14 protein-coding genes are annotated in these 12242 nt (G+C 61.9%); 9 read left to right on the forward strand and 5 right to left on the reverse strand.

Features of this window, described 5'->3' with window-relative positions; all coding sequences use genetic code 11:
- The first annotated feature begins 125 nt into the window (after nt 1-125).
- The gene (locus tag KKQ10_RS20150) at nt 126-2879 is read left to right on the forward strand and encodes a response regulator (protein ID WP_127652308.1); all 2754 of its coding nucleotides are present in this window, start codon (nt 126-128) and stop codon (nt 2877-2879) included.
- Between the two features lie 85 nt (nt 2880-2964).
- Nucleotides 2965-3954: a 2-hydroxyacid dehydrogenase gene (locus KKQ10_RS20155; RefSeq protein ID WP_127652309.1), complete on the forward strand. Its 990-nt coding sequence runs from the start codon at nt 2965-2967 to the stop codon at nt 3952-3954.
- A gap of 12 nt (nt 3955-3966) precedes the next feature.
- Here KKQ10_RS20155 and KKQ10_RS20160 read toward each other — a convergent pair whose 3' ends face one another.
- The gene (locus tag KKQ10_RS20160) at nt 3967-4404 is read right to left on the reverse strand and encodes a hypothetical protein (RefSeq protein WP_215502094.1); all 438 of its coding nucleotides are present in this window, start codon (nt 4402-4404) and stop codon (nt 3967-3969) included.
- 133 nt (nt 4405-4537) lie between these two features.
- Between KKQ10_RS20160 and KKQ10_RS20165 the strand changes: the two genes are divergently transcribed.
- Both KKQ10_RS20165 and KKQ10_RS20170 read left to right on the forward strand, forming a co-directional pair.
- Nucleotides 4538-4972 carry a hypothetical protein gene (locus KKQ10_RS20165; protein WP_025112952.1) on the forward strand — a complete coding sequence of 145 codons (435 nt, stop codon included), beginning with the start codon at nt 4538-4540 and terminating at the stop codon, nt 4970-4972.
- A complete protein-coding gene (locus tag KKQ10_RS20170) occupies nt 4972-5376 on the forward strand; it encodes an META domain-containing protein (RefSeq protein ID WP_098965082.1) in 405 nt (134 codons plus the stop codon). The genes KKQ10_RS20165 and KKQ10_RS20170 overlap by 1 nt, the downstream gene beginning before the upstream one ends.
- A 102-nt stretch (nt 5377-5478) precedes the next feature.
- Here KKQ10_RS20170 and KKQ10_RS20175 read toward each other — a convergent pair whose 3' ends face one another.
- Nucleotides 5479-5946, reverse strand: a complete 468-nt coding sequence (locus KKQ10_RS20175) for a TlpA disulfide reductase family protein (RefSeq protein WP_007968708.1) — start codon at nt 5944-5946, stop codon at nt 5479-5481.
- Between the two features lie 114 nt (nt 5947-6060).
- On the opposite strand from KKQ10_RS20175, the gene arsC reads away from it, so the two are divergent.
- Genes arsC through KKQ10_RS20190 form a run of 3 tightly spaced genes read left to right on the forward strand, consistent with a single transcriptional unit; the run spans nt 6061 to nt 7435 of the window.
- Nucleotides 6061-6414, forward strand: a complete 354-nt coding sequence (gene arsC / locus KKQ10_RS20180) for an arsenate reductase (glutaredoxin) (RefSeq protein ID WP_215502095.1) — start codon at nt 6061-6063, stop codon at nt 6412-6414.
- Nucleotides 6411-7007: an NAD(P)H:quinone oxidoreductase gene (gene wrbA / locus KKQ10_RS20185; protein WP_025112949.1), complete on the forward strand. Its 597-nt coding sequence runs from the start codon at nt 6411-6413 to the stop codon at nt 7005-7007. Before arsC ends, wrbA begins: the two co-directional genes overlap by 4 nt.
- A gap of 2 nt (nt 7008-7009) precedes the next feature.
- The gene (locus KKQ10_RS20190) at nt 7010-7435 is read left to right on the forward strand and encodes a DUF2069 domain-containing protein (protein ID WP_123466921.1); all 426 of its coding nucleotides are present in this window, start codon (nt 7010-7012) and stop codon (nt 7433-7435) included.
- 85 nt (nt 7436-7520) lie between these two features.
- On the opposite strand, the gene KKQ10_RS20195 is transcribed toward KKQ10_RS20190, so the two are convergent.
- A complete protein-coding gene (locus tag KKQ10_RS20195; RefSeq protein ID WP_102354186.1) occupies nt 7521-8195 on the reverse strand; it encodes a DNA-3-methyladenine glycosylase I in 675 nt (224 codons plus the stop codon).
- A 131-nt stretch (nt 8196-8326) separates the two neighbouring features.
- Nucleotides 8327-9151, reverse strand: a complete 825-nt coding sequence (gene ttcA / locus KKQ10_RS20200) for a tRNA 2-thiocytidine(32) synthetase TtcA (RefSeq protein WP_215502096.1) — start codon at nt 9149-9151, stop codon at nt 8327-8329.
- A gap of 396 nt (nt 9152-9547) precedes the next feature.
- On the opposite strand from ttcA, the gene KKQ10_RS20205 reads away from it, so the two are divergent.
- Together KKQ10_RS20205 and KKQ10_RS20210 are read left to right on the forward strand one after the other, a co-directional pair.
- Nucleotides 9548-10150: a Yip1 family protein gene (locus KKQ10_RS20205; protein ID WP_047599701.1), complete on the forward strand. Its 603-nt coding sequence runs from the start codon at nt 9548-9550 to the stop codon at nt 10148-10150.
- Between the two features lie 148 nt (nt 10151-10298).
- Entirely contained in the window at nt 10299-10793 is a 495-nt protein-coding gene (locus KKQ10_RS20210; RefSeq protein WP_003227192.1) for a SprT family zinc-dependent metalloprotease, read from the forward strand.
- Nucleotides 10794-10904: 111 nt separating this feature from the next.
- Here KKQ10_RS20210 and KKQ10_RS20215 read toward each other — a convergent pair whose 3' ends face one another.
- The gene (locus KKQ10_RS20215; RefSeq protein ID WP_215502097.1) at nt 10905-12086 is read right to left on the reverse strand and encodes a CaiB/BaiF CoA transferase family protein; all 1182 of its coding nucleotides are present in this window, start codon (nt 12084-12086) and stop codon (nt 10905-10907) included.
- Between the last annotated feature and the right edge of the window lie 156 nt (nt 12087-12242).

Here is a 12242-nt window from a genome sequence, read left to right on the forward strand (position 1 = left end):
CGCCGCCGACCGATGCCGAGATGATTTTTCCGGAGATTGCCTGCCTGCAAATCGCTACACTGCGCCAATGTCGCGTGCCGGACGCACGTGCGAGTCAACAGTTCAGCGGGATGCAGGAGATGGGTGTGCTCAAGAAACTGGGAATCAAAGGTCGCGTATTGTTGCTGACCCTGTTGCCGACCAGCCTGATGGCGTTGGTGCTCGGTGGCTATTTCACCTGGATGCAACAGTCCGACCTGCAGACCCAGTTGATGCAGCGCGGCGAGATGATCGCCGAACAACTGGCCCCGCTGGTGGCGCCCGCCATGGGCCATGGCAACACCGATCTGCTGGAGCGCATCGCCACCCAGTCCCTCGAACAGCCCGACGTGCGCGCCGTCACCTTCCTCGCCCCCGACCACACACCCCTGGCGCACGCCGGCCCGACCATGCTCAATCAGGCGCCCAGCGGCGACAGTGCGCAATTGCAACGGCGCAGTGGCAATGACGCCACCCGCTACCTGATGCCGGTGTTCGGCAAGCATCGCAATCTCGCCGGCGACCTGATCCCGGAAGAATCCGACCGTTTGCTCGGCTGGGTCGAACTGGAACTGTCGCACAACGGCATGCTGCTGCGCGGTTACCGCAGTCTGTTTGCCAGCCTGCTGTTGATTGCCGCTGGCCTTGCCGGCGCCGCCCTGCTCGCGTTGCGCATGGGCCGCACGATCAACCGCCCGCTGAGCCAGATCAAACACGCCGTCGCCCAGCTCAAGGACGGTCATCTGGAAACCCGTCTGCCACCCCTCGGCAGTCAGGAGCTGGACGAGTTGGCCTCCGGTATCAACCGCATGGCCGGCACCCTGCAGAACGCCCGCGAAGAACTGCAACACAGCGTCGATCAGGCCACCGAAGACGTGCGCCAGAACCTGGAAACCATCGAAATCCAGAACATCGAGCTGGACCTGGCGCGCAAAGAAGCGCTGGAGGCGAGTCGGATCAAATCCGAGTTCCTCGCCAACATGAGCCACGAGATCCGCACACCGCTCAACGGCATTCTCGGTTTCACGCACCTGTTGCAGAAAAGCGAACTGACCCCGCGCCAGCTCGACTATCTGGGCACCATCGAAAAGTCCGCCGACAGCCTGCTGGGGATCATCAACGAGATCCTCGATTTCTCGAAGATCGAGGCCGGCAAACTGGTGCTCGACCATATTCCATTCAACCTGCGCGACCTGTTGCAGGACACCCTGACGATTCTGGCGCCGGCGGCCCATGCCAAGCAATTGGAGCTGGTGAGTCTGGTGTACCGCGACACGCCGCTGTCGCTGGTCGGCGATCCGCTGCGCCTGAAGCAGATCCTCACCAACCTGGTCAGCAATGCGATCAAGTTCACCCGCGAAGGCACCATCGTCGCCCGCGCGATGCTCGAGGAAGAACACGAAGACAGCGTGCAACTGCGCATCAGCATTCAGGACACCGGCATCGGCTTGTCGAGTCAGGATGTGCGCGCGTTGTTCCAGGCCTTCAGTCAGGCCGACAACTCGCTGTCGCGCCAGCCCGGCGGCACCGGTCTGGGCCTGGTGATTTCCAAGCGTCTGATCGAACAGATGGGCGGCGAGATCGGCGTCGACAGCACCCCGGGCGAAGGTTCGGAATTCTGGATCAGCCTGAGCCTGCCGAAAGCCCGCGACGACACCGAAGACCTGCCGGGCCCGCCGCTGCTCGGACGTCGGGTGGCGGTGCTGGAAAATCACGAACTGGCGCGTCAGGCGCTGCAGCATCAACTGGAAGACTGTGGCCTCGACGTCACACCGTTCAACACCCTGGAAAGCCTGACCAATGGCGTCACCGGCGCGCACCAGACCGATCAGGCAATCGACCTCGCCGTGCTCGGCATCACCAGCAACGACATGCTCCCGGAACGCCTGAACCAGCACATCTGGGACCTGGAACACCTCGGCTGCAAAGTGCTGGTGTTGTGCCCGACCACTGAACAGACGTTGTTCCATCTCTCGGTGCCCAACCCGCACAGTCAGTTGCAGGCGAAACCGGCCTGCACGCGCAAACTGCGTCGGGCCCTGGCGGATCTGGCCAACCCGCGCCAGCCACGCAACGAACCGGGCGAACCGCTATCGAGCCGCGCGCCGAAAGTGCTGTGTGTCGACGACAACCCGGCCAACCTGTTGCTGGTGCAGACCCTGCTCGAAGACATGGGCGCCAAGGTTTTGGCCGTGGAAAGCGGCTATGCGGCGGTCAAAGCGGTGCAGAGCGAATCTTTCGATCTGGTGCTGATGGACGTGCAGATGCCCGGCATGGACGGGCGCCAGACCACGGAAACCATCCGCCAGTGGGAAAGCGAACGGCATTGCACGCCGCTGCCGATCGTCGCCCTCACCGCCCACGCCATGGCCAACGAGAAACGCGCCTTGCTGCAAAGCGGTATGGACGACTACCTGACCAAGCCGATCAGCGAGCGGCAACTGGCGCAAGTGGTGCTGAAGTGGACCGGTCTGGCGCTGCGCAATCAAGGTCCGGAGCGGGTCAATGACAGCGCGACCGGCAACAATGAGCTGCCGGTACTCGACCACGAAGAAGGCCTGCGCCTGGCCGCCGGCAAGGCCGATCTGGCGGCAGACATGCTGGCGATGCTGCTCGCTTCGCTGGAGGCCGACCGCGAAGCGATTCGCGCCGCTTGTGAAAGCCGTGACCAGAATGCGCTGATCGAGCGCGTGCATCGCCTGCACGGTGCGACCCGGTATTGCGGCGTACCGCAATTGCGCGCGGCCTGTCAGCGCAGTGAAACCCTGCTCAAACAGGGTGACCCGAAAGCGGTAGCGGCGCTGGAAGAACTGGAGCGGGCCATCAATCGCCTCGCGGCACAGGCCAGGATCAGCGCCTGATCCACGGCAATGTCGCCCTCGCTGTCCCACGCTACAGTGAGGACGGGTCAACACTGACTCGTCACCCTGCGCCAAGGAGGAATGCATGCGCACGATCGTTTTCAGCAGCCAGACCTACGACCGCGACAGTTTCCTCGCCGCCGACTGCCCGGCCGCTATCGAGCTGCACTTTCAGCCGGCCCGGCTCAGCCTCGATACGGCCGCTTTGGCCGAGCAGCACGAGGTGGTCTGCGCCTTCATCAACGATGACCTCAGTGCGCCGGTGCTGGAGCGCCTCGCCGCCGGCGGTACACGGCTGATCGCCCTGCGCTCGGCGGGCTACAACCATGTCGATCTGGTCGCGGCAAAACGCCTCGGGCTGGCCGTGGTGCGGGTCCCGGCCTATTCGCCGCATGCCGTGGCCGAACATGCCGTGGCGCTGATTCTGGCGCTCAACCGGCGCCTGCACCGTGCCTACAACCGCACCCGCGAAGGTGATTTCAGCCTGCACGGCCTGACCGGTTTCGATCTGGTGGGCAAGACCGTCGGCATCGTCGGCACCGGACAGATCGGCGCCACGTTCGCGAAAATCATGCACGGTTTCGGTTGTGAGTTGCTGGCCTGCGACCCGTATCCAAACCCTGAGGTCGTGGCGTTGGGCGCGCGCTATCTGAGCCTGCCGGAGCTGCTCGCGCAGTCGCGGATCATCAGCCTGCACTGCCCGCTCAACGCGCAGAGCAAACACTTGATCAACCGTGAATCACTGGCGCTTCTGCAACCGGGGGCGATGCTGATCAACACCGGTCGCGGCGGTCTGGTGGACACGCCAGCGCTGATCGACGCCTTGAAGGACGGTCAACTGGGTTATCTGGGACTGGATGTCTATGAAGAAGAGGCGCAGCTGTTTTTCGAGGATCGCTCCGACCTGCCGTTGCAGGACGATGTGCTGGCGCGGTTGCTGACGTTCCCGAACGTGATCATCACCGCGCATCAGGCATTTCTGACCCATGAAGCCTTGGGCGCGATTGCCGCGACCACCCTGCACAACATCGCGACCTGGGCCGCAGGCGCGCCGCAGAACCAGGTCGAAGGTTGAAGAATTGCCGGTTTACTTCGGCGACAACGAAGACGCCAGGATCAGCAACGCGAGCCAGCCAAAACCGAAAAAGCGCTGCTTCATCGAGTGACCATTACGCAACAGGAACCAGACGAAGACCATCGGCAACAGAAACACCATGATCTTCAACCAGCCTTCCACCGGACGCGAGCCGTCGGCGTTGGGCTGAAGGTGAGGGGCTGGCGCGGCTTGCCGACGGCGGCGACCGACCGCGGCCGGTGACACTCTCGGCGCCGGTTCGGCAGCCGGTGGCGGGACAAAAGCCTCGGGCACGGATTTGTTACGCGGCAGGCTGCCGAACGAAATCGTTGTAGCTGCTGGCGCCGGGCTGTGCTCGTGCTGCTGCGCCATCGGAGCACCACAATGAATGCACGCCTTTACTTCAGAGCTGATGCTCCGCTTGCATTCATAACATTCAATCAGCGCCATGTTCCGTTCCCTCAGAGTGAAGGGCGGCAGTTTGCCATGAGCGCCGGCCGATTTGAACCGGATCGAAGGTCGCACGCGTACGCCATCCTGCAATCAAGCCCGTGCTAGCATGTCGCGCATATTTGGAGGACCCATGGTCGAACACGATTTCCGCTACACCCTGATGAACCCGCAACACACCCTCACCGAATGCCGCGCCCTCGTACCGGGCCGCTATCAGGTCACCGGCAATGGTGGCTCGATTCGCAACGGTGACGTCCTGTTGGTCACCCTCAAGGGCAGCAAGGACTTGTCCATGCGCCTGACCGTCGACACCGTGCGCCACCTGATCAATCCGCCAGGCCAATGGACCGCGATGACCACCGGCCCGGTATTCGGCGAACTGGCGATCCACACCTGGCAGGTCAACTGCGACAGCTGCGCCAAAGAGCTGAACTTCGAGTTCGCGGTCGATGCCAAGCTGGGCAAGACCGCCGAGAAACCGGCCGCCACGGCGCGCATCGCCGAGCTGGGCTGGAAAGCCGTCGGCGACAAGCACCTGTGCCCGAAATGCCAGGAGCCTGCGTGATGAAACGCCTTGCCCTGCCACTGTTGGTCGGTGCCGCTCTGGTGGGCTGCGCCGCAGAGCCTGTGCAATTGCAGCAGAACCGCAGCTACATTCTGGAATGGATCGGCGAGCGGCCATTGATGGATTACAGCCACCTGACCGTGACCCTCGGCGACGATGGTCGCGCTTACGGCAATGGCGGCTGCAACCACTGGTTCGCGCCGTACACCCTCGAGGGCGACAAGCTGAGCTTCGGCCCGATCGGCAAGACCCGCAAGCTCTGCGCACCGGCGCTGATGGAGCAGGAACAACGCTTCCTGCAGGCGCTGCAAGGCGTCGAACGCTGGGACATCTCGCCGATCGAGCAGATGCGCTTCTGGCCGGCTGAAGGCAAGCCGCTACGCTGGTGGCTGGAAGAGGGCTGATCGTTCAGCCGCAAAAAAGATCGCCGCCTCCGGCAGCTCCTAAAAGGTTATGTGTACACCTGTAGGAGCTGCCGAAGGCTGCGATCTTTTTTCATCCTCGACTCACTTTGTAGCCTGCAATGCCTCCAGCTTCGCCATCACCCCCGCCGCCGTCTGCTCGCCCATCAACTGTTCGCGCACCTTGCCCTTGTTGTCGATGATGTAGGTCACCGGCAAGGCCTCACTGCGCGGCAGGTCGAACAGGTCGGCCGGATCCTGCGCCAGCACGGTGAATTTGATGCCCAGTTTCTCGCTGGCAGATTTCAGATCCTCGCCTTGCACGTTGTCGAAGTTGACCCCGAACACGCCGATGTTCTTGCCTTTCAACTCGTCCGCCAGATGATTGAGTTCCGGAATTTCCGTGCGGCACGGGCCGCACCATTCGGCCCAGTAATTGAGCACTACCCACTGTTTGTCCAGGCGCTCGGACGCGACTTTCTGACCGTTCTGGTCAATGCCGTAGTCGTTCCCGCAGCCCCCCAGCATCAACGCCCCGATTATCGTCAATGCCGCTGCCAATCGCCGTGTCATGTCATGTTCCCTGGTCATAAATTGAATGCGCCTGCGACCCATCGCCTCTGAAGGTTCTGGATTGCGCGCTGCACAGTTAGAATAGCCGCCACTTTACGCCAGAAGCGACCCGCCATGACCGATCTGACGCTTTATCACAATCCGCGCTGCTCGAAATCCCGCGGTGCGCTGGAACTTCTTGAAGCCCGCGGCCTGTCCCCGACCGTGGTGCGCTACCTGGAAACCCCGCTGGACGCCGCGCAGATCAAGGCCTTGCTCGGCAAGCTGAACATCAGCGCGCGGCAATTGCTGCGCACCGGAGAAGATGAATACAAAATGCTTCAGCTGGCCGACCCGAGCCTCAACGAAGCACAGCTGATCGCCGCCATCGCCGAGCACCCGAAACTGATGGAACGGCCGATTCTCGAAGTCGGCGACAAGGCCGTGATCGGTCGTCCGCCGGAGCAGATTCTGGAGTTGCTGCCGTGAGCGCGCCGTACATTCTGGTGCTGTATTACAGCCGCAGCGGCTCGACCAACGAGATGGCCCGGCAGATTGCCCGCGGTGTCGAACAGGCCGGCCTCGAAGCGCGTCTGCGCACCGTGCCGGCGATCTCCACCGAGTGTGAGGCCGTGGCCCCGGACATCCCCGAAGAAGGCGCGCTCTACGCCACCCTCGATGACCTGAAGAACTGCGCCGGCCTGGCCCTCGGCAGCCCGACCCGTTTCGGCAACATGGCCGCGCCGCTCAAGTATTTCCTCGACGGCACCAGCAACCTGTGGCTGACCGGAGCTCTGGTCGGCAAACCGGCCGGCGTGTTCACCTCCACCGCCAGCCTGCACGGCGGCCAGGAAACCACCCTGCTGTCGATGATGCTGCCGCTGCTGCACCACGGCATGCTGATCACGGGCCTGCCGTACAGCGAGTCGGCGCTGCTGGAAACCCAGGGCGGCGGTACGCCTTATGGCGCCAGCCACCACGCCGGGGCTGACGGCAAGAGCGGCCTGGACGCCCACGAAGTGGCGCTGTGTCGCGCACTCGGCCTGCGTCTGGCCAAGACCGCGCAAAAACTGGAGGGCTGAGGGTGGCGAAGAAGCCGAAAGTCCTGCCCTCCGTCGAGTGGCTCGAACCCCGCGTCAAGGCGATGCGGATCATCAGCCTGCTGTGCTTCTTCGGCCTAGCCGGGCTGCTCGCCGCTTACTACCTGGTGTTCGCCGACCTGCACGGCGCCCGACCGTGGGTGATTCTGCTGGTCGAACTGATCCCGTGGATCGTTCTCGCGCCAGCGATGATCATGGGCAGCGCCCGCGGGCACTCGTGGATGTGCTTTGTGGTGAACCTGTATTTCATCAAGGGCGCACTGGCGGCCTATGACCCGAGCCGGCAGCTGTTTGGCGTATTGGAGATGGTCGCGAGCCTGGCGCTGTTCTGCTCGGCGCTGCTGTATGTGCGGTGGCGGTATCAGTTGAATCGCAAGCTGGCGGGTGAAGGCGAAGTCTCCGTCGCCTGATAGAAAAAGATCGCAGCCTTAGGTGCGCCTACAGTTGGAATGCGTTCCCTGTAGGCGCTGCCGAAGGCTGCGATCTTTTAGCTATTCAATGATTGACGGTATAAGCCAGCATCATCGAAATCTGGCTCATCGGCCGGCCGCCGCTCTGTTCATGCCACTGGTTGAACGCATTCTGCACAATCGCCAGATCACGCAGGCTGGTCGGTGCCTTGTCGACGATCTTCTGTGCATTCAGCGCCGCGACCACGTCATAGCTCGGCACGAACGTGTCCTTGCCGACCATGCGCAGAAAGCGTGGCGCCGATAGACCGCCCAACTGATGCCCGTGCTTTTTCAGGTAGGTCCACAGACCGACGATGTCAGTCACCGGCCAGTCGGCGATCAGCGCGCCGAAACTGCCCTTCTCTTTCTCGACATCGAGGATGAACTGCGCATTGCGCGGCACGCTCTTGAGCTTGCCCAGGTGCCGGATGATCCGCGCGTCCTGCATCAGGCGTTCAAGGTGTTCGGCGCTCATCAGCACGACTTTTTCCGGGTCGAACTTGAAGAACACTTCTTCGAAGGCCGGCCACTTGGCGTCCACCAGACTGTGCTTGAGCCCGGCGCGGAAGACGCGCAGAGCCATGGTCGAGAGGTAACGATCGTCGCTGATCTTGCGCAATTGTGCCGGGGTCTTGGGAACGGGCAGATGGGCTTCCAGTTCAGCCGCCGAACCGAAGCGGTTCAGACAGTATTCGTGCAGCCACTTGTAATCGCGCATGCCCTCTCCCGGGAATTGAAACGAAGAAACTATTGTAGGAGTGAGCCTGCTCGCGATTGCGGTGTGTCATCCAACAATGATGCTGATAGACACACCGCAATCGCGAGCAGGCTCACTCCTACAGGTGGTGATTAGAGGTTTACGACGTTAACGAAGCGCGAAGCCGCCGTCTCGTCGATCTTCAGGCTGGTGAAATCGAACAGGTTGCGGTCGGCCAGTTGTGACGGCACCACGTTCTGCAGGCTGCGGAAGATGCTTTCGGTACGCCCCGGGGTCTTGCGCTCCCAGTCCTGAAGCATTTCCTTGACCACCTGACGCTGCAGGTTTTCCTGCGAACCGCAGAGGTTGCACGGGATGATCGGGAACTCCTTGAAGTCCGAGTAGGCCTGGATGTCTTTCTCGTTGCAGTAGGCCAGCGGGCGGATCACCACGTTGCGCCCGTCATCGGCGCGCAGCTTCGGCGGCATCGCCTTGAGCGTGCCGTTGAAGAATATGTTGAGGAAGAACGTCTCGACGATGTCGTCGCGGTGATGACCGAGGGCCATTTTGGTCGCGCCGATTTCGTCGGCGAAGGTGTACAGCGTGCCGCGACGCAGGCGCGAGCACAGCGAGCAGGTGGTCTTGCCTTCCGGCACCAGCTCTTTGACCACCGAGTAGGTGTCCTTTTCGACGATGTGGTACTCGACGCCCAGCTCTTTGAGGTAGGCCGGCAGCACGTGCTCGGGGAAGCCCGGCTGCTTCTGGTCCATGTTCACGGCGACGATCTCGAACTTGATCGGTGCAACCTTCTGCAGGTGCATCAGCACGTCGAGCATGGTGTAGCTGTCCTTGCCCCCGGACAGGCAGACCATGACCTTGTCGCCGTCTTCAATCATGTTGAAATCGGCGACCGCTTCGCCGGCCAGGCGGCGCAGGCGCTTTTGCAGTTTGTTCTGGTTGACCGTAAGAGTGCCCATGAAGCGAAATCCGTGAGGTGTGACGAAAGGTCGGCATTTTACGCAAAAACCTGGCGTGGGCGAAGCATACCGAACGGTCGCATTCTGAAATGCATATTCATGTAGGAGCTGCCGAAGGCTGCGATCTTTTGATTGTGATTTTTTAAAACAAGATCAAAAGATCGCAGCCTTCGGCAGCTCCTACAGGATCGGAAGTCCGATCACTCAAGACTGTACGGCGATTAAGTCTTGTGTTTACAGCGCGATTTGCTCTAAGCCCCTATCACCTGTGTGGTCTAGTCCTTTCTATACTGCGACATAAGGTCGCACACATCTGAAGACCTGTATTTGCTCGGCCACCTTGGCCCGTAGGCGCTCCGTTGGGGGGCGATGGCAATAACAAGAGGAGTGACTGGCATGATCCATCACGTAGTGGGACTTTTTACCCACCCCGATCAGGAATGGAAGGAAATCCGTGGCGACCAAGAGGAAAGCATCAGCCACATGTACCTGACGCACACGCTGATCCTGGCGGCGATTCCGGCCGTTTCGGCGTTTATCGGCACCACGCAGGTCGGCTGGGTGATCGGCAACCGCGCACCGGTGATGCTGACCTTTGAAAGCGCACTGTGGATGACCGTCATGTCGTACCTGGCGATGCTCGGTGGGGTCGCGGTCATGGGCGCCTTCGTGCACTGGATGGCGCGCACCTATGACGCCAACCCGAGCCTGGCCCGTTGCGTGGCGTTCGCCACCTACACCGCGACGCCGTTGTTCGTCGGCGGGCTGGCAGCGCTGTATCCGCACATGTGGCTGGGGATGATCGTCGGCACGGCGGCCATCTGCTACACGGTGTATCTGCTGTACGTGGGGCTGCCGACGTTCATGAACATTCCGTCGGACGAAGGTTTTCTGTTTTCCAGCTCAGTGCTCGCGGTCGGTCTGGTGGTGCTGGTGGCCATCATGGCGTTCACCGTGATTGTCTGGGGCCTCGGCGTGGGGCCGGTGTATACCAACTGACATGATTCCCCCCCGAGAAAAACAAGATCTGCCAACACAGGCCGCCGCAAGGCGGCCTTCTCGTTTGGCGGATGACCATTCGGCAGGTCAGCGATTCGCAAGTCCGGGAGGTTGCGGCATACTCGACGTCTCTGGAGATCCATCAAGCATGCCCGAGCAACTCAATACCCGCGTCGAAGACTGTTACCAACTCGCTGAAGCCTTTTTCAAACGTCATTTCCAACGCCCCGTCGTCAGCCTCAAGCTGCGCGGGCAAAAAGCCGGTGTCGCGCATCTGCACGAGAACCTGCTGCGCTTCAACCCGCAGCTGTACCGGGAAAACACCGAACACTTCCTCAAACAGACCGTGGCCCACGAAGTCGCGCACCTGATCGCCCATCAACTGTTCGGCGACCGCATCCAGCCGCACGGCGAGGAGTGGCAACTGATCATGCGCGGGGTCTATGAGCTGCCGCCGGATCGCTGCCACACCTACGCCATCAAACGCCGCAGCGTGACACGCTACATCTACAAATGCCCGTGCGCCGACAGTGACTTTCCGTTTTCGGCGCAGCGCCACAGCCTGGTGCGCCAGGGGCGACGGTATTTGTGCCGCCGATGCCGCAATACCTTGGTGTTCAGTGGTGAGATGCGGGTGGAATAGCCGGTTTTTGTGTGGCCCCGACTGGCCCCATCGCGAGCAGGCTCACTCCTACAGGTGGAACGCATTTCAATTGCAGGAGTGGACCTGCTCGCGATGAGGCCCAGTCAGACGCTAGAGAATCACCTTGCCTGCACGCAGTTGAGCAATCCGCTGCGCACTAAACCCCAACGCCGCCAACACCTCATCCGTATGCTGCCCCAACGCCGCGCCAACATGCCGCGGCGCCGGCAGCGCCTCGGAGAACTTCAACGGACAGGCGATCTGCGCCTGACTCGTACCGTTCCCGCGCGGCACCTGTGTCACCAGCTCGCGCGCCTGCAACTGCGGATGCTGCACCGCCTCGCTCAGGTTCAATACCGGTTCGACACAGGCGTCGACCCCGGCGAACAATTCACACAGCTGGGCAAAGTCGTGTTTCTCGAATTCAACTTTCAACGCATCCTTCAATAACCTTTGCTGCTCGGGTTTCGGTGACAAGCCCTGCGCCGCCAGCTCCGGCCGGCCCAACGCCGTACACAATTGCTGCATGAACCCCGGCTCGAGACTGCCCACCGACAGCCAGCGCCCGTCGCGCGAACGGTAGTAGTCATAGAAGCTGCCGCCATTGAGCATCTGGTCTTCCCAGTGCGGTTCTTCACCACAGGCCAGGTAACCGGCACCGGCCATGGCGTTCAGACTGAACGCGCAATCGGTCATGCTCACGTCCAGGTGGGTGCCCTTCCCGGTCTGCTGACGGGCGATCACGGCCGCCAGCAGGCCGATGACCCCGTGCAGCGAACCGCCCGCCACATCCGCCACCTGCATACCCAGCGGCAGCGGACCGCTGTCGGCGCGGCCGGTGTAGCTGGCCAGCCCGGCCAGGGCGAGGTAGTTGATGTCATGCCCGGCGCGATCCCTGTAAGGCCCGGTCTGACCGTACCCGGTGATCGACACGTAAATCAGCTTCGGATTGATCGCCTTCAGCGCCTCATACCCCAGGCCCAGACGCTCCATCACACCGGGACGGAACTGCTCGAGGACGATGTCGTAATCGGTCAGCAGCTGCTTGACCACTTCCAGCGCCTCGGGTTGTTTCAGGTCCAGCGCCAGGCTGCGCTTGTTGCGGTTGAGGTAGGCGTGACTGGCCGATACTCCGCCATCATGCGGCGGCAATACCCGCAACAGATCCATGCGTGTCGGCGATTCGATGCGCAGCACCTCGGCGCCCATGTCCGCCAGCAATAGCGAGGCGAACGGCCCGGGCAGCAAGGTCGAGAAATCCAGAATCTTCAGTGAGGCCAGCGGCGCAGACATGGGCGATCTCCTTGAGCGATGCACCCAGCCTAGGCAGCGATGCCGCGTACGGCAATCACCGGATGCATCAGCGGCAGTGACCGTAATGCTCAAATCGCAGGCAATAAAAAACCTGCCGAAGCAGGTTTTCTATTGCCTGTGTGGCGAGGGAGCGAG

The sequence above is a fragment of the Pseudomonas sp. MG-9 genome (genome assembly GCF_018729515.1).
Lineage (GTDB): Bacteria > Pseudomonadota > Gammaproteobacteria > Pseudomonadales > Pseudomonadaceae > Aquipseudomonas > Aquipseudomonas serboccidentalis.

What these genes read in the sequence shown, in the direction of transcription:
- KKQ10_RS20165 (WP_025112952.1), top strand. Translation starts at nt 4,538, where the DNA reads ATGGTCGAACACGATTTCCGCTACACCCTGATGAACCCGCAACACACC.
- KKQ10_RS20160 (WP_215502094.1), bottom strand. Translation starts at nt 4,404, where the DNA reads ATGGCGCTGATTGAATGTTATGAATGCAAGCGGAGCATCAGCTCTGAA.
- ttcA (WP_215502096.1), bottom strand. Translation starts at nt 9,151, where the DNA reads ATGGGCACTCTTACGGTCAACCAGAACAAACTGCAAAAGCGCCTGCGC.
- arsC (WP_215502095.1), top strand. Translation starts at nt 6,061, where the DNA reads ATGACCGATCTGACGCTTTATCACAATCCGCGCTGCTCGAAATCCCGC.
- KKQ10_RS20170 (WP_098965082.1), top strand. Translation starts at nt 4,972, where the DNA reads ATGAAACGCCTTGCCCTGCCACTGTTGGTCGGTGCCGCTCTGGTGGGC.
- KKQ10_RS20210 (WP_003227192.1), top strand. Translation starts at nt 10,299, where the DNA reads ATGCCCGAGCAACTCAATACCCGCGTCGAAGACTGTTACCAACTCGCT.
- KKQ10_RS20205 (WP_047599701.1), top strand. Translation starts at nt 9,548, where the DNA reads ATGATCCATCACGTAGTGGGACTTTTTACCCACCCCGATCAGGAATGG.
- KKQ10_RS20155 (WP_127652309.1), top strand. Translation starts at nt 2,965, where the DNA reads ATGCGCACGATCGTTTTCAGCAGCCAGACCTACGACCGCGACAGTTTC.
- KKQ10_RS20215 (WP_215502097.1), bottom strand. Translation starts at nt 12,086, where the DNA reads ATGTCTGCGCCGCTGGCCTCACTGAAGATTCTGGATTTCTCGACCTTG.
- KKQ10_RS20195 (WP_102354186.1), bottom strand. Translation starts at nt 8,195, where the DNA reads ATGCGCGATTACAAGTGGCTGCACGAATACTGTCTGAACCGCTTCGGT.
- KKQ10_RS20175 (WP_007968708.1), bottom strand. Translation starts at nt 5,946, where the DNA reads ATGACACGGCGATTGGCAGCGGCATTGACGATAATCGGGGCGTTGATG.